This is a genomic window from Anaerosphaera aminiphila DSM 21120, from assembly GCF_900129925.1.
Lineage (GTDB): Bacteria > Bacillota > Clostridia > Tissierellales > Peptoniphilaceae > Anaerosphaera > Anaerosphaera aminiphila.
In genome coordinates this window covers 20,191-38,637 of the sequence record NZ_FQXI01000005.1, presented here as the reverse complement: position 1 = coordinate 38,637, position 18,447 = coordinate 20,191, and the positions used below count along the sequence as shown (strand labels likewise).

15 protein-coding genes and 1 tRNA gene are annotated in these 18,447 nt (G+C 28.8%); all 16 read left to right on the top strand.

What is annotated here, in order from left to right:
- Window positions 1-54 precede the first annotated feature (54 nt).
- Window positions 55-2,139, top strand: a complete 2,085-nt coding sequence (gene topA / locus BUB47_RS04520; RefSeq protein WP_073184190.1) for a type I DNA topoisomerase — start codon at window positions 55-57, stop codon at window positions 2,137-2,139.
- Window positions 2,132-3,583, top strand: coding sequence for a GspE/PulE family protein (locus BUB47_RS04515; RefSeq protein ID WP_073184188.1), 1,452 nt, complete (start codon window positions 2,132-2,134; stop codon window positions 3,581-3,583). The genes topA and BUB47_RS04515 overlap by 8 nt, the downstream gene beginning before the upstream one ends.
- Window positions 3,580-4,761, top strand: a complete 1,182-nt coding sequence (locus BUB47_RS04510) for a type II secretion system F family protein (RefSeq protein ID WP_073184186.1) — start codon at window positions 3,580-3,582, stop codon at window positions 4,759-4,761. Before BUB47_RS04515 ends, BUB47_RS04510 begins: the two co-directional genes overlap by 4 nt.
- Before the next feature lie 9 nt (window positions 4,762-4,770).
- Window positions 4,771-5,142: a type II secretion system protein gene (locus tag BUB47_RS04505; protein ID WP_073184184.1), complete on the top strand. Its 372-nt coding sequence runs from the start codon at window positions 4,771-4,773 to the stop codon at window positions 5,140-5,142.
- A gap of 4 nt (window positions 5,143-5,146) precedes the next feature.
- Window positions 5,147-5,854, top strand: a complete 708-nt coding sequence (locus BUB47_RS04500; protein WP_073184182.1) for a prepilin peptidase — start codon at window positions 5,147-5,149, stop codon at window positions 5,852-5,854.
- A complete protein-coding gene (locus BUB47_RS04495) occupies window positions 5,851-7,233 on the top strand; it encodes a hypothetical protein (RefSeq protein ID WP_073184180.1) in 1,383 nt (460 codons plus the stop codon). The genes BUB47_RS04500 and BUB47_RS04495 overlap by 4 nt, the downstream gene beginning before the upstream one ends.
- Entirely contained in the window at window positions 7,230-8,219 is a 990-nt protein-coding gene (locus tag BUB47_RS04490) for an AIR synthase family protein (RefSeq protein ID WP_073184178.1), read from the top strand. Before BUB47_RS04495 ends, BUB47_RS04490 begins: the two co-directional genes overlap by 4 nt.
- 42 nt (window positions 8,220-8,261) lie before the next feature.
- Window positions 8,262-9,512: an N-acetylmuramoyl-L-alanine amidase gene (locus BUB47_RS04485; protein WP_073184176.1), complete on the top strand. Its 1,251-nt coding sequence runs from the start codon at window positions 8,262-8,264 to the stop codon at window positions 9,510-9,512.
- A gap of 43 nt (window positions 9,513-9,555) precedes the next feature.
- The gene (rph, locus tag BUB47_RS10195; RefSeq protein WP_073184174.1) at window positions 9,556-10,863 is read left to right on the top strand and encodes a ribonuclease PH; all 1,308 of its coding nucleotides are present in this window, start codon (window positions 9,556-9,558) and stop codon (window positions 10,861-10,863) included.
- Window positions 10,864-10,877: 14 nt separating this feature from the next.
- The gene (locus BUB47_RS04475) at window positions 10,878-11,621 is read left to right on the top strand and encodes a hypothetical protein (protein WP_073184172.1); all 744 of its coding nucleotides are present in this window, start codon (window positions 10,878-10,880) and stop codon (window positions 11,619-11,621) included.
- 47 nt (window positions 11,622-11,668) lie between these two features.
- A tRNA-His gene (locus tag BUB47_RS04470) sits at window positions 11,669-11,745 on the top strand.
- A gap of 176 nt (window positions 11,746-11,921) precedes the next feature.
- Entirely contained in the window at window positions 11,922-12,920 is a 999-nt protein-coding gene (plsX, locus tag BUB47_RS04465; RefSeq protein WP_073184170.1) for a phosphate acyltransferase PlsX, read from the top strand.
- Window positions 12,910-13,134 carry an acyl carrier protein gene (locus tag BUB47_RS04460; protein WP_073184168.1) on the top strand — a complete coding sequence of 75 codons (225 nt, stop codon included), beginning with the start codon at window positions 12,910-12,912 and terminating at the stop codon, window positions 13,132-13,134. Before plsX ends, BUB47_RS04460 begins: the two co-directional genes overlap by 11 nt.
- A gap of 6 nt (window positions 13,135-13,140) precedes the next feature.
- Entirely contained in the window at window positions 13,141-13,842 is a 702-nt protein-coding gene (gene rnc, locus BUB47_RS04455; RefSeq protein WP_073184166.1) for a ribonuclease III, read from the top strand.
- Window positions 13,835-14,905: an elongator complex protein 3 gene (locus tag BUB47_RS04450; protein ID WP_073184165.1), complete on the top strand. Its 1,071-nt coding sequence runs from the start codon at window positions 13,835-13,837 to the stop codon at window positions 14,903-14,905. Before rnc ends, BUB47_RS04450 begins: the two co-directional genes overlap by 8 nt.
- Window positions 14,896-18,444: a chromosome segregation protein SMC gene (gene smc / locus BUB47_RS04445; RefSeq protein ID WP_073184163.1), complete on the top strand. Its 3,549-nt coding sequence runs from the start codon at window positions 14,896-14,898 to the stop codon at window positions 18,442-18,444. The genes BUB47_RS04450 and smc overlap by 10 nt, the downstream gene beginning before the upstream one ends.
- Window positions 18,445-18,447: the final 3 nt, after the last annotated feature.

The window sequence follows — 18,447 nt, the reverse complement described above, 5'->3', positions numbered from 1 at the left end:
AATTTTGAATATGAATATGACAATTTAATTCATAAAAAATAAAGGAGTGTAGGTTTGGCTAGAAATTTAGTAATAGTAGAGTCACCAACAAAGGCAAAAACAATAAAAAAAATGTTAGGAAGTAATTATAAAGTAGTTGCTTCTGTTGGACACATACGAGACCTTCCAAAGAGTACACTGGGGATAGATATAGAAAATGACTTTGAGCCTAAATATATAAATATAAGGGGCAAGGGAGATTTAATAAAGAGCTTAAAAAAAGATGCCAAAGCTTCAAATAAAGTGTTTTTGGCAACTGACCCAGATAGAGAAGGAGAAGCAATATCTTGGCATTTAGCGCATATACTTGATATTGATCCAAATAGTAAATCAAGAGTAACTTTTAATGAAATAACAAAAGATACTGTAAAAAAACAAATAAAATCTCCAAGAGCGATAGATATAAATTTAGTAGACGCTCAGCAAGCGCGCAGGGTATTAGATAGATTAGTTGGATATAAGATAAGTCCACTACTATGGAAAAAAGTAAAAAGCGGTCTTTCGGCAGGTAGAGTTCAATCAGTGGTGTTGAAAATTATTTGTGATAGAGAACAGGAAATTGAAGACTTTATATCTGAAGAATATTGGAGTATAGAAGCTAATTTAAAAAAATCCAGGAAAAGTTTTGAAGCAAAGTACTATGGAACTTTAGAAAATGGAAAAATTAAAAAAGTAGAAATAAAAAATGAGAACAAGGCAGATGAAATTTTACAAAATATAGATAGAGAAAATTTTATAGTTTCAGACATTAAAAAAGGAGTTAAGAAGAAAAATCCAAGCCAACCTTTTACAACATCGACAGTGCAACAGGAAGCTTCCAAGAAACTAAACTTCTCTACTAAGAAAACTATGATGTTAGCTCAAAGACTATATGAAGGTATAGATATTCCAGGAGAGGGTTCAGTAGGTCTTATAACTTATATGAGGACGGATTCAACTAGAATATCCCAAGAAGCTTTAGATTCTCTAATGAAGTATATTGGAGAAAACTATGGAGATAGTTACTCTAAGAAAAATACTTCTTCAAAGAAAAAAGACAATGTTCAAGATGCTCATGAGTGTATTAGACCTACAGATGTAACTAAGGCACCCTATTTAATAAAAGACTCTCTTAGTAGAGATGAGTATAAACTGTATAATTTAATTTGGAAGAGATTTGTGGCATCCCAAATGCAACCTGCACTTTATAACACTATGAGACTTAGTATTAATTCAAATAATGAAATATTTAAGGCATCAGGTTCTCAAATTAGTTTTGACGGTTTTTTAAAAGTTTACGAGATAGATTCAGAAAAAGATAATATATTACCTGATTTAGAAGTTAATGATAAATTAAAACTGGATTCAATTGACAAAAACCAACATTTTACTCAACCACCAGCAAGGTATAATGAAGCAAGTTTAATAAAATTACTTGAAGAGTTGGGAATAGGTAGACCGTCAACATATTCACCTACAATAAGTACACTTCTTTCTAGATACTACGTAGTAGTAGAAGATAAAAAGTTAATTCCAACAGAAATTGGAACTACAGTAAATGATATATTAATAGAAAATTTTCCGGATATAATAAATGAAAAATTTTCAGCTGAATTAGAAACTGAATTAGATACTATAGCAGAGGGTAAATTACAGTGGAAAAAACTAATAGAAGATTTTTATGAAAAATTTGAAAAAGAACTGTTAGTGGCAGAAGAAAAAATTAAAAAAGTTGAAATACGAGATGAAGTTACTGATATAAAATGTGAAAAATGTGGACGCAATATGGTCATTAAAATGGGACGATTTGGAAAATTCTTAGCCTGTCCGGGATTTCCAGATTGTAGAAATGCAAAGCCACTTGTTGAAAAGATAGATGTAAAATGTCCTAAATGCGGCGGAGATATAGTTGTAAAGAGAAGTAAAAAAGGTCGTAAGTTTTTTGGATGTAGTAATTATCCAGAGTGTGACTTTGTAACCTGGAACAAGCCAATAGATAGAAAATGTCCTGAATGTAATGAAATTCTTGTAGAAATTAGCAATAGAAAAGAGCATATTATAAAATGTAGCAGTAAAACATGTAGTTATAGAGAAGAAGTAAAAGAGGAGAAAAATGAATAATTTTTTAAGCAGAGAAACTTTAAAAATTATAAATAGAGATATTTCTATAAAATACAATGTAGTTCCTCAAAATGAAAATAAAGACAGCATAGTATTTTGGTCAATTTCTGATGACCAAAATACTTCTGTTTATTTAAAGTTATTGACAGGCAAAAATATTATCTTTAAAATTTGTTTAGAGAGAGAATTAATTTTACATAGGAAAAATATCTATAGGGTAGATGATAAATCCACGATAGTAAAAGAACTAAGTGAATTAGAAGAAGATGCAGCTTTTGAAAAAACTTTGGATAATGACATAATAGACTCTCCAATAGTTAGACTTTTAAATTCCCTATTGGACTATGGAATAGAACACAATTCTTCAGATATACATATTGATAGCAAAAAGGAAGGTTCTACAATAAGAACCAGAGTTGATGGGGTATTAAATTATATTGATGAAATTCCACCGAAATCAACACAAATGTTAATTACTAGGATTAAAGTTTTAAGTAACTTAGACTATACTGTAAAAAATATTCCTCAAGATGGACGATTTACATATGAGTATTTAAATAAGAGTATAGATATAAGAGTTGCAACTACGCCAACGTCTTTTGGAGAAAAAATAGTACTTAGAATTTTAAATAAAGAGACAGTTGAATATACAAAAGAGGGAATAGGATTAAGAGAAGAAAATTTAAATATTATTAACTCTTTAACCCACCAGCCAAATGGACTTCTATTAATTTGCGGACCAACGGGGTCCGGTAAAACTTCTACAATTTATACTTTGCTAAAATCTCTTAAAAGTGATGAAATAAATATAATGACCATTGAAGATCCCGTAGAATATAAAATTGAGGGGATTAATCAAATAGAAATAAATGAAAAAGTAGGCTTAAATTTTGAATCAGGCTTAAAATCAATATTAAGATTAGATCCTGACATAATAATGGTTGGAGAAATTAGAAATTTAGAAACAGCTGACACTGCAATTAAGGCGTCAATTAGCGGCAGATTGGTTTTTAGTACTATTCATGCCAATGACAGTCCTGCATCAATTTATAGGCTACTGGACATGGGTATAGACAATTACTTATTATCAGCAGGCGTAATTGGAATAGTATCTCAGAGATTGCTTAGAAAGCTTTGTAGTTGTAAGAAAAAAGTAAAAAAATATGTAGAGTTGTATGGCAGAGAAATGGAAATTTACGAACCGGTCGGATGTGAAAAATGCTATAATGGCTATAGAGGTCGAGTTGCTGTTTTTGAAATACTGGTAGTAAATGAAGAATTAAAAAGAGCGATAAACAAGGGAGCTTCTCTAAGTGACCTAAGAAAGTTGGCAGAAAAAAGTGGAATGATTCCTTTAAAATCGGCAATGGAAGATATTTTAGTTAGAGGAGAGACTTCTCTTGAGGAAATTTATAAAAACATTATGACGATAGGTGAAAAATGATTTATAAATGTAAAGTAATTAATTTGGCTGGAGATATTTTAGAAGAAAAAATAGAAACATCTTCAGAGGACAAAGTTATAGAAATTTTAAGAAATAAAAATTTGAGACCTATAAAAATAGAAGAGGAAAGTTATTCAAATGTAGAGTTAAAAATCAACAAAAGAGTTTTTTCTTCAAAAGATATTCAAATTTTATTGTACCAGCTTTACATAATGACAAAATCAAAAATACAAATTCCAAAGGCATTTGAAATACTGATATTCCAAAACAAAGGCAAAAAGAAACTCATATTAGAAGATATACATAGAAATTTAAATAGAGGTTACCCTTTAAGTGAATGTCTGTCAAAGACAAAAGCTTTTCCAGTTTTAATTGTCAACATGGTAGCAATAGGGGAAAACTCCTCTGACATATCTTTAATACTACATAGCCTTTCAGAATACTACATAGGAGAAAATATACTTAACAAGAGAATAAAAAATGCACTAATTTATCCTATGATATTAATAGCGGTTACTATTTTAATAGTGAACTTTTTAATTTTAAATGTAATGCCAACATTTATAGACATATTTAAAAATTCAAATGCAAACTTGCCCCTTTCAACTAGAATTCTTATAGGCACTTCTAATTTCGTAAAGGACAACTTACTAATACTAATATTATTTGTGTTATTTTTAATAATTATAGTTATAGTTTATTTAAAGACAAGTAGTGGAAAGAGAAAACTTGACTTAATTAAACTAAAGAGCAGTTATTATAAGCTAATAATGTCAAAGAAATTTATTAGTATGATGTATTTTTTAACTGATTCAAAACTTACAATTTCAAAATCACTAGTAGTCATTGAAAGTTCAATTGACAATATAATAATAAAAGAGAAAATTGACAATTCAATTTCCGATTTAAAAAGAGGAGTTAAATTTTCTGAAACTTTGTTTAATTACAATATTTTTTCAGATATTGTAATTTCAATGATAAAAATTGCTGAAGAGTCAGCTAATATAAATGAAATACTTAAATCATTAGATGAATATTTAGAACACGAAATAAAAATAAGAGAAGAAAAACTCCTAGCCTTAATTGAACCTGTAACTATAATAATTCTATCCATAATTATAGGTTTTATCATTATTGCAATTGCCATACCTATGTTTGATATAACAAATAGAATATGAGGTGTATTTATGAAAAGAAAAAAGTTAAGAGGATTTACGTTAATTGAATTAGTTATAGTTATAGCAATTCTTGCAATTTTAGTTGCAATTGCCATACCGAAGTTTAGTAAATCTAATTTATCAGCTCAAGCTGCTGCTCACAATGTAAATGTAAGAGAAATTAAAAATGCTTCAATATTATATTTAACAGATAAGTCTGATGAAAATATTACTTCTATAAATATTGAAGACTTGGCAGAATATTTTGACAATGAAATTCCAAAACCGGCAAAGACAATGGGAGATAGCTTTTCTATTTCCATAGACAGCAGTGGAAATATAGTTGTAAAACCTGGAACTGTAAAGGTTGATGGAAATAAACTTGTTTTAGACAGCAAGTAGGCAGGTGAGTGTTGTTTACATATTTATATTTATTTTAGGAGCAATTGCAGGTTCTACAATTGAGGCCTTTATCTATAGAAGAAATAATTTTAAAAGCTTTGTATTTGGCAGATCTAAGTGCGAAAGTTGCAATCATATAATCCCAATGTACTATAATATTCCAATAATTTCCTATATATATTTAAGGGGAAAGTGTAAGTATTGTAATTCTAAAATTTCTATATTTAATTTTTTATGTGAATTAAGTGGAGGAGTTTTATTTGCATTGGCATTTCATAAATATGGATTTAATGTATATTTTTTATTTAGGCTTTTTGAAATAATTTTGTTGTTATTAATAGCCTTTAACGATTTAAATGAAATGTATATACACATTGTTGATGTAGTATTGTTGTTTGTAGTGGAATTACTATTTAAAATATATAGTGGAGCTTCAATATATAGTTCAATAAAGCCTATGATTTTACTATTTTTGTTTTACAGTATTATCTACATCCTTACAAAGTCAGTAGGCGAAGGAGATATTGTTTTAGGGGCAGTGTCGGGATTTTTTGGAAGTAACTTATATGAGGGATTTGTAATTTTTAGAGATAGTTTTATAATAGCTGCCATTGTAAGTGTGTTTTTAATGGTATTTAAATATAAAAGAAGAGAAGATAATATAGCGTTTTGTCCCTATATCGTTATTGGAATTTTGAGGATGATACTATGAATATTAAATTTACAAAATTACAAAGTGAAATTATTTTAATAGTGGAAGATTTTAAAATAACCGTTATAGATGAAAGAGAAAGAGGAGAAATAATTATTCCAAAAAATTTAATTATTGACGGAGAAGTAAAAGACAAGCAGCATCTTTTTTATCTTTTAAAGAAATATTTTGAAAATAGAGAAATTTCTACAAAAAATACATTTAAAATATTGTTTAACAGTTCCAAAGTAATATCTTTAAATATTAGCTCTCCTATTTTAGATAATGTAGATTTAAAATCAATGGTAGCTTATGAGATTAAGTCATCTCTTCCCATAGATCAAGATAAGTACACAATTAGATTTAATAAACTTAAAGAAAAAGAAAGCTATTTGATAAATATATTTTTAGTTCCCAATACAGTTTTAAGCGGATATATTGAATTATTTGAAAATTTAAAAGTCAATAAGTGCCAATACTACTATTTAAACTCTATTTTAATTGAAAATTTAGAATTTGATAATATAGTAAATTTAGGATTTGAAAATATATCTATATTAAATTCAAATAGTGGAAAATACGTAGTTAGAAATTACTATAATGACGATTTTTTAAGTCTTTTTAATAAATATAATATAGAATATTACAATGCAATTAGTTTAATAGATGACAAATTTGAAAATATAGACGATAATATTAAGGAAAAGTTTAACTACCAAAGTAAAATTTATATTGAAGAGAGATTTGGAGTTCTAAATAAGAATTTGAGAGATGGCTCTGTAATATTTACGGGAAATTTACTAACAGATAAAGTAAAAGATCGAATATCAAAGTTACTAAAAGATAGAAAATTAAGCTTTAACATAGACTATAGATTATTAAATTATCAAGAAAACTTAAACTTTGGAAAAGTTGAAGAAACAAAGAAATTAAATAAAATATATTTTTTTCTTATAGGATTGGTTTTGCTAAATGGATTAGTATATCTACACTTAGGTAAAGTTATGTCTAAAAAAGAAGAGAACTTTCAAAATTTAAGCTTGGAAAAATCTAAAATTCAAAGTGAAGTTAGTAAACTAAATACTGAACAGATAAAAGTTGACAGTGACAAATTAAAGTTGAAATTAAAAGAAAAAGAAAATATTAATGATAAAATTAATAGAGCTAAGTACTTTGAAGAAACGTTTAACATTCTTGAAACAGAAGAACATGAAGATATTTTGTTTACTGATTATTCTTTAGAAGATACTTATTTATATGTAGATGGGATGTCAAATAGTAAAGATTCAGTAAATAAGTTAGTAGAGAAACTAAAGTTTAAAACTGATTTAATAGAAAGTAACGTAGCAGATGGAATAATTAACTTTAAAATAAAAATAGAATTGGGTGCCTTAAATTGAAAATAGGAAAAATATCAAATGAAGAATTAAAAGATTATGTTTTTAAAAATATTATAAAGACTAGAAAAGAAGTTTTAGTTAGCTCTGAAATAGGTATGGATACTGCAATATTGGATTTTGATAGCGATTTAATTGTAATGTCTACAGATCCAATAACTGGCTCTACAAAGGACTTGGGCAAGTTGTCAGTAAATATATCTTGTAATGATGTAGCTTGTGGAGGGGCAGAGCCAGTAGCTATACTTATGAGTATTTTACTTCCACCGTCTTCAACACTTGAAGAATTAGAAGAAATAGTAAGAGATGCAGATGAAGAATGTAAGAGACTTAATTTAGATATTGTGGGAGGTCACACTGAAGTAACTGACGCAGTTAATAGAATAGTAGTAACTACTACTGTTGTTGGAAGAGTTAAAGAAGATGAGTTGCCATCTATCAGTTCAATAGAAGTTGGAGACACAGTAGTAATATCTAAATCAATAGGAATAGAGGGCTCTTCAATTATTTATAAAGAAAAAAAAGAAGAGTTGGATAAAATTTTAAATGTAGATGAAAAAAAAGAAATAATGAATTTTTCAAATTTGCTATCAGTTGTAAAAGAGGCTCAAATTGCCAAGAAATTTGGGGTTAAGTATATGCATGATATTACAGAAGGCGGATTATATGGAGCACTTTGGGAAAGTGCGCAAGTGATAAATAAAAAGATAACTATTGATAAGGACACTCTCCCAATAACTGAGTCTGCAAAAAAAATTGTAAAATACTTTAACTTAGATATATATAGACTGATTTCCAGTGGAAGTATGATTTTTATAATGGATAAAAATGAATATAAGGGCTTTGAATTAGAATGTAAGAAGAACAATATAGAGGTTATGGCAATAGGAAAAGTAGAAGATGGTGCAGGGTTTTACGTTAAGTCTAAAGGTGACTTTGTAGAAGAAATTAAAAATACTACTGTAGATGAACTCTATAAAGTGGTATAATCATTATAATTTATTGTGTAATGTAATTATAAGGAGAAAGTTATGAAAAAATTTTTAAGCGTACTTATTATACTTGTGTTTTTAGTAAACAACAACGTATATGCGGCTTCAACATTTAATGTAAAAATAGATGGGAAAAAGGCAACAGTAAAACAAGTAGATGTTAAAATTGACAGTAAGGCACTAAAAAGTGATTTTAATCCATATGTAGTAAATGGAAGGACCTTTGTTCCAATAAGAGAAATAACAGAGAGTTTAGGAGCAACTGTTGAGTGGGATAATAAAGTTAAAAGTGCCACTATTAAATTAAATGACAAAGAAGTAAAATTGAAAATAGACAGCAGTGTAATTTATACTAATGGGGAAAAGTCAGTACTTGAAAATGACTCAATTCCAAAATTTGCAGTTTACTCTAATCCAAAAAGTGAAACAAAGACTATGGTTCCACTTAGGTTCTTATCAGAGGCCTTTGGATTTAACGTATCTTGGGATTCAAAAGCAAATTTAGCAAGTATAAAAACTGTTGAAGAAGTTAAGGCAAGTCCAATTTCATCTTCAATAGAAAATACAAATTCATATGTTTCAAATGTTGAAAAACAAGAAGCTAATAATTTAAGTAAAAGTAGTAGTGAAGAAGTATTTTCAGCAGCGGGGCTGGACGTTTCCACAGAGGAAACTAAGAGAATAGTAAAAGTAACAGATAAAATTACAACTGAAGGTCCTTTAAATATAGTAATTGATCCGGGGCATGGCGGAAAAGACAATGGGGCTACTGCTGTAGATGGAACATTTGAAAAAGAACTAAATTTAAAAGTTGCAACTAGACTCTATGATAGATTAGTATCTAGCGGTTATAATGTAACAATGACAAGGTCATCTGACGAGTACATTAAGTTGCTCGATAGAGCAAGTGAATCAAATAATAGCGATGCGGAAATATTCTTATCTATACACTTTAATAGTTCCGACAATAAAGCAGCTAGGGGAATTGAAGTTTTATATGCTTCAGAGGACAGTGTGAATATTAAAACAGTAAAACAAAAAACTCTCGCAAGTGAACTCTTGGAGTCATTAATAAAGGAAACTGGAATGACCAACAGAGGAGTAAAAAACAGACCTGACTTAGTAGTTTTAAATAAAACTAAAAATGTATCTGCAATGGCAGAGCTTGGTTTTATATCAAATGAGTCAGATTTTAAGTTAATAGACACAGATGAATATATAGATAAATTTGTAAATGGACTTTATAATGGATTAGTTAATTATATTAATAGTTATGTAGAAAATAAATAAAAGAGGCTTTGCCTCTTTTATTTATGGTTTAGAGGAGAAATAAATGAGAGCTGATAATAGAGGAAATAAAGAAATTAGAAATTTAAATTTTCAAATTAATTATACACCTAATCCAGATGGTTCTGTTTTAGTAGAATGTGGAAACACAAAAATAATTTGTACTGCAATGATAGAAGATAAAGTTCCATTTTTTTTAAAGGGGAGTAATTCAGGTTGGCTATCATGTGAATATTCAATGCTGCCAAGTTCAACTCAAAGTAGAAAAGTCAGAGATATTTCAAAAGGTAAAATAGATGGCAGAAGTCAAGAGATACAGAGGTTGATTGGCAGAAGTTTAAGGTCTTGTATAGATTTAAAACTATTGGGCGAAAAGACTATTTGGATAGATTGTGACGTAATATCAGCTGATGGAGGAACTAGAACGGCTAGTATTAATGGAGCTTTTGTAGCTTTAAAACTTGCTATTGAAAAGAGTTTTGCAAAAAAACAAATACAAAAAAATCCACTTATAAGCAATGTTGCAGCTATAAGTGTGGGTATAGTAAAAGGTGAGAAATTATTAGATTTAGATTATTTAGAGGATTCTAAAGCAGATGTAGATTTAAATGTAGTTATGAATTCAAAAAAAGAAATTATTGAAATACAGGGAACAGCTGAGGGAAATACATTTTCCAGATATGAATTAAATGAACTACTAGATATTGCGGAGTTGGGAATAGAGGAAATATTAAATAATCAAGAAGAAATATTTAGGGGAGATGAAGTCATAATTCTCTCAACTGACAATGAGCATAAGGTAAAAGAAATAAAAGATATACTCTATAGCATTCCAGTGGAGATAATTTCAAAAAAACAAGCGGGACTTTCCAGTATTCAAGTTGAAGAAAATTTAGATACACTAGAAGGCAATGCGAGGCTTAAAGCTCTGGCACTAAAAGAAAAAAGTAAACACAGTGTAATCGCAGATGATACAGGACTATTTGTGGAATATTTAAATGGAGATCCGGGAGTTCACTCAGCTAGATACGCAGGTGAGCACGATGACAAGAAAAATAGAGAACTATTACTTGAAAATTTAAAAGACACAGATAATAGAAGAGCTTATTTTAAAACAATACTAGTATATATTGATGAACTTAATGAAGAATATATATTTGAGGGCATTTGTAATGGACATATCTCAAAAGTTGAACGTGGAGATAAGAGTTTTGGATATGACTGTATATTTATTCCAAATAGATTTGAAAAAACTTTTGGAGAAATGAGTTCACAGGAAAAAAATGCAATTAGTCACAGACAAAAAGCAGTAAATAAATTTAAGAATTTTTTACAGAAAAAGTATAAAATTTAGCAGGAGGAATCTTAATGTCACTGGGAGAACTAAAAGTTTTTAAACTAGAAGGCGATTCTAAAGTAGAAAAAACACTTACTATGAAGTGGGTTCAAAAAGAAGAATTGGATAATTTATATGACTTTATGGTGAGAAATTACAATATGCTAGAAAATAAAGAGACATTTTTACTTCAGCCAAAGGAAGAAATGTTTGAGCCATTTCAAAGGGCAGGAAAAATTTTAGGGTTATATGACGAAGAAAATAATATTGTTGCTCAAAGGTACCTTGTACTCTTAGATAAGTACAATCCAGAACTAATGGACGACATAAAATTATCGAGTTCAGAGCGAAAAGATATAATATATTTAAAGTCAATTTTAGTAGATAGAGCTTATACTGGAAATAAACTGCAATATAGAACTTTAGAAATAGTTAAGGATATTTTAGCTAAAAGAGGTTACTATAAGTATATGTCTACAATATCACCTTTTAATACCTTTAGTTTAAACAATGCTTTAAAAGGAGGGCTTCAAATTAGGGGGTTGGTAAAAAAATATCCCAACGAAGAAAATGTTGATGGAGTTTGGAGATATATTAACTATCTTGATATTAGAAGTTCAAATAAAATGGCAAATGAGAATATAGAAGTGGATAGATTAGATATTGACACTCAAATTGAGCTTATGTCCAAAGGATATATTGGAAAGCAACTTACGGAAGATAGAGAAAGAATAGTTTATGACAGATTGCCTACAGAGAAAAAAATAGTATGTTGACTTTTAGTATTATATTTGTTATTATTTTAAAAGACATTGATTATATGGTGGGTATGGCCTAGTTGGTTAGGGCGCAAGATTGTGGCTCTTGAGGTCGTGGGTTCGAATCCCACTATCCACCCCATAAAATCAATAAAAAGTAGTTGAGATTAAATCTTAACTACTTTTTTTATGCTGTTTCTTAAAGAGGATATTACTCCCTAACAGTAGTGTTTTACTTATTAAAATAGTAAATGCAATTATTTATTGATTTTTCTAATGATTTACTATATATTAATTTAAAGATAAAGGAGGCATCTTATGAAGGTATTATTTGATACATCTGGTGGAGACAATGCGCCTATAGAAATTATTAAAGGAGCTCTTGAAGCAAGAGGAGAATTTAATATTGAAATAGCATTTGTAGGAAAAGCTGAAGAAATAGAAAAAACTATTGAAAAATTTGAAGTTAAAGAAAAATTTGAAATTATAGATGCACAAGAAAAAATTGAAAATGATGAGGAGCCGGCTTTTGCATTGAGAAGAAAGAAAAACTCTTCTACTGTAATCGGACTTAACTTACTTAAGTCAAAAGAGTATGATGCGTTTATATCAGCTGGTAGTACAGGAGCTCTACTGGCAGGAGGGCTTTTTATAGTAGGCAGAATTGACAATATAAAAAGAGCAGTACTTCCTACGTCACTTCCAAATTTAAATGGAAAGACTATGATTATAGACTCTGGAGCGAATGTAGATTGCAGTGCGGAAATGTTATTACAATTTGCAAAAATGGGAAGAGTTTACTTAGAAGAAATTTTTAAAATAAAAAATCCAACAGTGGGCCTTTTGAATATTGGTTCGGAAAAGGGAAAGGGAAATGCTCTGACAAAAGAAACTTATGATTTGTTAGAAGAGTCCAACTTAAACTTTATTGGAAATATAGAAGCACGCGACATTACTTTAAGTGGCTGTGACTTAGCAATATGTGATGGATTTGTTGGGAATGTTTTATTAAAGAACACAGAGGGAGTTTCAAAGTTTGTATTAAAGTCCTTTAGTGAAGTTGTAAAACAAATTGAATTAAGCGAACAAAGCCAAGTGGAAATAGGCAAAATATTTAATATTGCATCAAAAAAACTTGATGCCAGTGAAGTTGGTGGAGCTTTACTTTTGGGACTTAACAGAGTTGTTGTTAAGGCTCATGGCAATGCTGATTCAAAGGCCATTAAAAATGCTGTTAAAGTGGCAATTGATGCTGTAGAAAATGAAATAGTAGATAAAATAGAAAAAGTATTTAAGGGAGATTTCAATGAGAGATAAAATTTTAGAACTAATAGCAACTCAATTTAATAAAGAAGTAAAAGAACTAGATGATGATATGTCATTTATCGATGACTTAAATGCAGATTCAATTGATATAGTAGAGTTTGTTATGACTATTGAAGATGAGTTGGGAATTGAAATTAATGATGACGATATTGAAAAAATGTCTACAATAGGGGATGTAATAGAATATATAGAAGAAATTGAGTAGGATAATATGAAATATGACATTTCAAAATTACTTTTAGATTTAAAATATAACTTTAAAGATATAAATATTTTAAATACAGCCCTTACACATTCTTCATATGTAAATGAACACAATTTAAAAGACGGCATCAGCAATGAAAGACTTGAATTCTTAGGCGATGCCGTCTTAGATTTGATAATTGGAGAGTATTTTTTCTTAAAGTATGGCGACACATCTGAGGGGACTCTTTCTAAGTACAGAGCTTTAGTAGTTGACGAAGAGAGCCTTTATGAAGTTGGACTAAAACTTTCAATTGGAGATTATATGAAGTTTGGAAGGGGAGAGAAAAAGTTAGGTGGAAAAAACAAAAAGTCTATTTTAGCAGATTGTCTGGAGGCTATAATTGGCGCAATTTTTTTAGACTCAGGATATGAAGATACAAAGAGAGTAGTACTTGATATTTTTAACAGTAAACTATTAGAAGTTGGAAGACAAAAATTAATAAAAGATTATAAATCCAAATTACAAGAAATTTTTCAGAAAAATAATAATTACAGCATAGAATATATACTGTATGATGAAAAGGGTCCAGACAACGGAAAGACCTTTTATTCAAAAGTTTTAGTAGATGGAGAAGTTTTAGGAAGGGGTAAGGGCAGCACTAAAAAAACGTCTGAACAAATGGCGGCAAAAGATGCTCTTATAGTTTTAGGTGAAGTAAATGTCTAAAAAAAATATTATTCCAATTTTCGTTCCGCACCTGGGATGTCCTAACGACTGTGTATTTTGTAATCAAAATAAAATTACTGCAGCCTCTACAAATGTCACCAGTGAAGATGTAAGAAATACTGTAGAAGAGTATTTAAATTATTTTAAAAACAAAAAAAATATTGAAATTGCATTTTATGGAGGAAGTTTTACAGCCATAGATTTAAATATTCAGAAGAGTTTGCTATCAGTTGCAAAAGAATATAAAGAGAAAAAAATAGTAGGCGAAATAAGAATTTCAACTAGACCTGACTGCATAGACGAGGAAATATTAAATACTTTAAATTACTATTTAGTAGATATTATAGAACTTGGAGTTCAAAGCTTAGATAGAGATGTTTTGCTTAGGTCCAATAGAGGCCATGATGATAAATGTGTCTATAAGTCTTCGGAAATGATAAAGGACTATGGATTTAAATTGGGACTACAACAAATGCTTGGGCTACCGGGAGACACATTGGAGAAGTCTTTATTTACGGCAGAGGAATTTATAAAAATTGCACCTGATATTGTGAGAATTTACCCTACTTTAGTTATTAAAGACACTCAGTTGCTAAAAGATTTAGAAAGTGGAAATTATGAAGCGCTATCTCTGGAAGAGGCGGTTTATATGAGTAAGGAAATATTAAAACTCTATATGATTAACAATGTAAATGTAATAAGAATTGGATTGCAACCCACTGAAAACATTCAATTAAATAAAGATGTAGTTGCAGGCCCTTTTCATCCCTCAATAAGACAACTTGTAGAGGGAGAAATACTTTTTGAGGTAATAAAAAACTACTTTTCAAATATTGAAATAAACAGCGGTGAACTTACTATATTTGCCTCTGGAAAAAATATTTCAAATTTATCAGGTCAAAAGGGAATTATTAAAGCTAAGATTATAGAGTTGTTGAAGTTAAAAAAATATAAATTACAAAGAGATGTTGTGCCGAATAGTGAATTAGTATTAAGCTATAATAATGTAAGAAAAAATATAAAAATATTAGATTATTTAACATTGGAGAAAAAATGTACTTAAAAACACTTTACATACAAGGGTTTAAATCCTTTGCTCAAAAAACTAAAATTGAATTTAACAATAAAATTACAGGCATTGTAGGTCCTAATGGAAGTGGAAAGAGTAATATATCTGATGCTATTATGTGGGTACTGGGAGAAACTAGCGTTAAGAGTTTAAGAGGATCTAAAATGGAGGATGTAATATTCTCAGGAACAGATAGTAAAAGACCTCTTGGCTTTGCCGAAGTCAGTATAGTCTTTGACAATACAGATAGAACTCTTCCTCTTGAGTATAATGAAATTTCTGTAACTCGTAGAATGTATAGGTCTTTAGAAAGTGAATTTTTAATTAACAATGTCAAATGTAGATTAAAAGACATAAAAGAACTATTTATGGATACGGGAATAGGAAAAGATGGATACTCTCTAATAGGTCAAGGTAAAATCGAAAGTATTTTAAGTAATAGACCGGAACAGCGTAGAGCAGTTTTTGAAGAAGCAGCAGGGATTTCAAAATATAAAATGAGAAAATTGGAGACTGAAAATAAACTTAAGAGAACAGAAGACAATATAGTAAGGTTAAATGACATAATTTCAGAAATAAAACAGAGAGAAGAAATCTTAAAAGTTGAATCAGAAAATGCAATTAAGTATAAAGAATTATTTAATGAATTAAAAACCTTAGAAATTACAAATGCCTTTACTGAAATTGACAAGTATAAACAAAGTAAAGATAAATTAGATGAAAAAGAAAACACTCTTAATTTACAAGAGATAGAGTTGAAAGAATCTCTGGAAGCTGTAAATAAGGAAAAAATTTCACTAGAAAGTGAAATAGGAGAACTAGAATCTAAGATAGAAGAATTTCAAAAACTTGAAGTGGAAGACAACAGGAACTATGAGCGTTTAATTTCACAGCTTAGTTTAATAAGTGAAAAGAAGGAATTTACAAAAAACACTTTAGAACAAAACAAAAATACTTTAAGCGAATTAAATATAAATATAGACAATAGAGAAAAGTCTAAAATAGAGCTGCAAGAAAATTTAAAAGTAAGTGTGGACAATGAAAGTGAAATACTTAACAGTATTGAGTTATTGCAGAGAGATTTAAATATAAGCTTGGAAAGACGAAGTGAAGTTGAAAAAAGTTTAGAACAGGACAATGCTGAGTTAATAGAACTTCACAGGGAAAAATCTGAAATTGACTCAAAAATTTCTATAAGCAATTCTCTAATGGAGGAAAAAAAGTCCAGACTTGAAAATTTAAATAAAAATTTAAAGACACTAAATGACAATAATTTAGAAATTGAAAATAATTTAAAAGAAATTTTATTAAAAAAATCTAAATTAAGTTCAGAAAGCACAGCTTTAGAGAGTAAAAAAGAAACGCTAAACAGTGATATAAATTCGCTGGAAGCAGAAGTAAATTCTTTAGAAAAAAATCTACTGGAATATAAAACTAAATTTGAAAGAGAAAATGCAAGGTATATTGCACTTAAAAATCTTTCAGAAAATTATGAAGGCTATAATAAAAGTGTTAAATCTTTTATGAACTACACAAAGAAGAGAGAAAACTTTTCAAAGTCTTTAGTGGGACCTGTAGCTGACAATATTAAAGTAGATGAAAAATATGAAAAGGCAATAAGTGTTGCCTTGGGAGGTTCTCTTCAAAATATAATAATTGAAAGTGAACAAGATGCAAAAGAAATGATAAAACTCTTAAATAGGGAAAAACTTGGAAGAGTTACTTTTTTACCAATTAATAGAATGAGTTCAAAAGCTCCAAGTATTAAACTTGAATCTTTTAAAGAAAGTGGAATACTTGGATTTGCCTATGATTTAGTTAGTTTTGACCAGAAGTATGAAAATGTGTTTAAAAATCTACTTGGAAGAATAGTTGTTGCAACAGATTTTGACAGTGCTTTAGACTTTTCTAAAAAGACTAAAAACAGCTATAGAATTGTAACTTTAAATGGAGATAGTTTAAATATAGGAGGCTCTATAACAGGGGGAAATATTTCAAAACACAGCACTGAGATATTGAGTAGAAAAAATGAAATTGACTTAATAAAAGAAGAAGTAAAAAATGTACAGAATTTATATAATGAAACACTAACTGTATTTGAAAGTAAGATGAAATCACTTGAAGACTTACAATCAAACTTAAATTCATCAAGAGAAGAACTTTTTAAAGTGTCTTCAGAAATATTGAGCTTAGAAAACACATATAACAATATTAATGTTTCAAAAGATAACAATGATTCATATTTGAAAAAATACAATGTTGAAAGAGAAGAAATAGAAATTTCTATATTAGAAGATGAGAAAATTCTAAAGGACAATAGGGAAAAATTAATTGAAATTGAGAAAGTTCTTTCAAATAAGAGTGAGGTAAACATTTCTGCAGAAAGTAATTTAACTAATATAAAACAAGAAATAGATACAAAAGTAGAAAAAGTAAATGAAGAAAAGTTGAAGTTAGTAAAAATTCAAAATGAAATAGAAAATATAACTGGAGAAATAAAAAGATTAGAAGTTGATAATAGTTCTGACAATATTAAAATAGAAAATATTCTAGTACAAAATAAAAATTCTGCATTAGATGTAGATATACGTGAGGCAGAAGAGAAAAAAATTAAAGACGATTTAGAAGAGATGAAAGAACTTTTAAGTGAAAAGTCTAGAAAGATAATAGAAGAAAAATTATTAAAGGATGAAAAAAAAGAATTGCATTCTAAATCACTGGAATCTTCTTTTAAATACCAAAATGATCTCTTTGAAATTGAAAGAAAAATTACTAAATTAAATTCTGATAGAGAAAAATTTGAATACAGTATAACTTCAATTTTAGATAAAATGAAAATTGAGTATGAAATTGAAGAAGAGGACATTAAAAATTTAATTGAATACAAATCTCATAAATTACTGTTAGAAAATATAGAAAAGTTAAAAAACAATATAAGAAAATTAGGAGAAGTAAATATATTTTCAATAGAAGAATATAAGTCTGTTAGTGAAAGATTGCAGTTTAATTTAGAGCAAAAAGAGGATTTATTAAACTCAAAAGAAGAAATTCAATCTATTATAAAAAAACTGGACAGTGAAATGAAAATATTGTTTAAAGAATCTTTTATAAAAATATCTAAATACTTTAATGAAATTTTTAGAATACTATTTAATGGTGGAAGAGCAGAAATTGAAATTGACGGAGATGACGAGTTGAGCAGTGGAATTGAAATAAAAGCTCAACCTCCTGGCAAGAGATTTCAATCACTATCACTATTGTCAGGAGGCGAAAGGTCTCTTACTGCAGTAGCTTTGTTATTTGCCCTATTAAAAGTTAGACCGGCACCTTTTTGTATACTAGATGAAATAGATGCTGCACTCGATGATGCAAATATTAAACGATATGCAGATTATTTAATGACATTGAAAGATATGCAGTTTATAATAATTACTCATAGAAAGTTGACAATGGAAATTGCAAATGTGCTCTATGGCGTAACTATGGAAGAAAAGGGTGTAAGTAAGATAATATCCGTTGAGTTAAAAGACTAGGAG

What these genes read in the sequence shown, in the direction of transcription:
- smc (WP_073184163.1), top strand. Translation starts at nt 14,896, where the DNA reads ATGTACTTAAAAACACTTTACATACAAGGGTTTAAATCCTTTGCTCAA.
- plsX (WP_073184170.1), top strand. Translation starts at nt 11,922, where the DNA reads ATGAAGGTATTATTTGATACATCTGGTGGAGACAATGCGCCTATAGAA.
- BUB47_RS04460 (WP_073184168.1), top strand. Translation starts at nt 12,910, where the DNA reads ATGAGAGATAAAATTTTAGAACTAATAGCAACTCAATTTAATAAAGAA.
- BUB47_RS04510 (WP_073184186.1), top strand. Translation starts at nt 3,580, where the DNA reads ATGATTTATAAATGTAAAGTAATTAATTTGGCTGGAGATATTTTAGAA.
- BUB47_RS04505 (WP_073184184.1), top strand. Translation starts at nt 4,771, where the DNA reads ATGAAAAGAAAAAAGTTAAGAGGATTTACGTTAATTGAATTAGTTATA.
- BUB47_RS04485 (WP_073184176.1), top strand. Translation starts at nt 8,262, where the DNA reads ATGAAAAAATTTTTAAGCGTACTTATTATACTTGTGTTTTTAGTAAAC.
- BUB47_RS04475 (WP_073184172.1), top strand. Translation starts at nt 10,878, where the DNA reads ATGTCACTGGGAGAACTAAAAGTTTTTAAACTAGAAGGCGATTCTAAA.
- BUB47_RS04450 (WP_073184165.1), top strand. Translation starts at nt 13,835, where the DNA reads ATGTCTAAAAAAAATATTATTCCAATTTTCGTTCCGCACCTGGGATGT.
- BUB47_RS04515 (WP_073184188.1), top strand. Translation starts at nt 2,132, where the DNA reads ATGAATAATTTTTTAAGCAGAGAAACTTTAAAAATTATAAATAGAGAT.
- rnc (WP_073184166.1), top strand. Translation starts at nt 13,141, where the DNA reads ATGAAATATGACATTTCAAAATTACTTTTAGATTTAAAATATAACTTT.
- rph (WP_073184174.1), top strand. Translation starts at nt 9,556, where the DNA reads ATGAGAGCTGATAATAGAGGAAATAAAGAAATTAGAAATTTAAATTTT.
- BUB47_RS04495 (WP_073184180.1), top strand. Translation starts at nt 5,851, where the DNA reads ATGAATATTAAATTTACAAAATTACAAAGTGAAATTATTTTAATAGTG.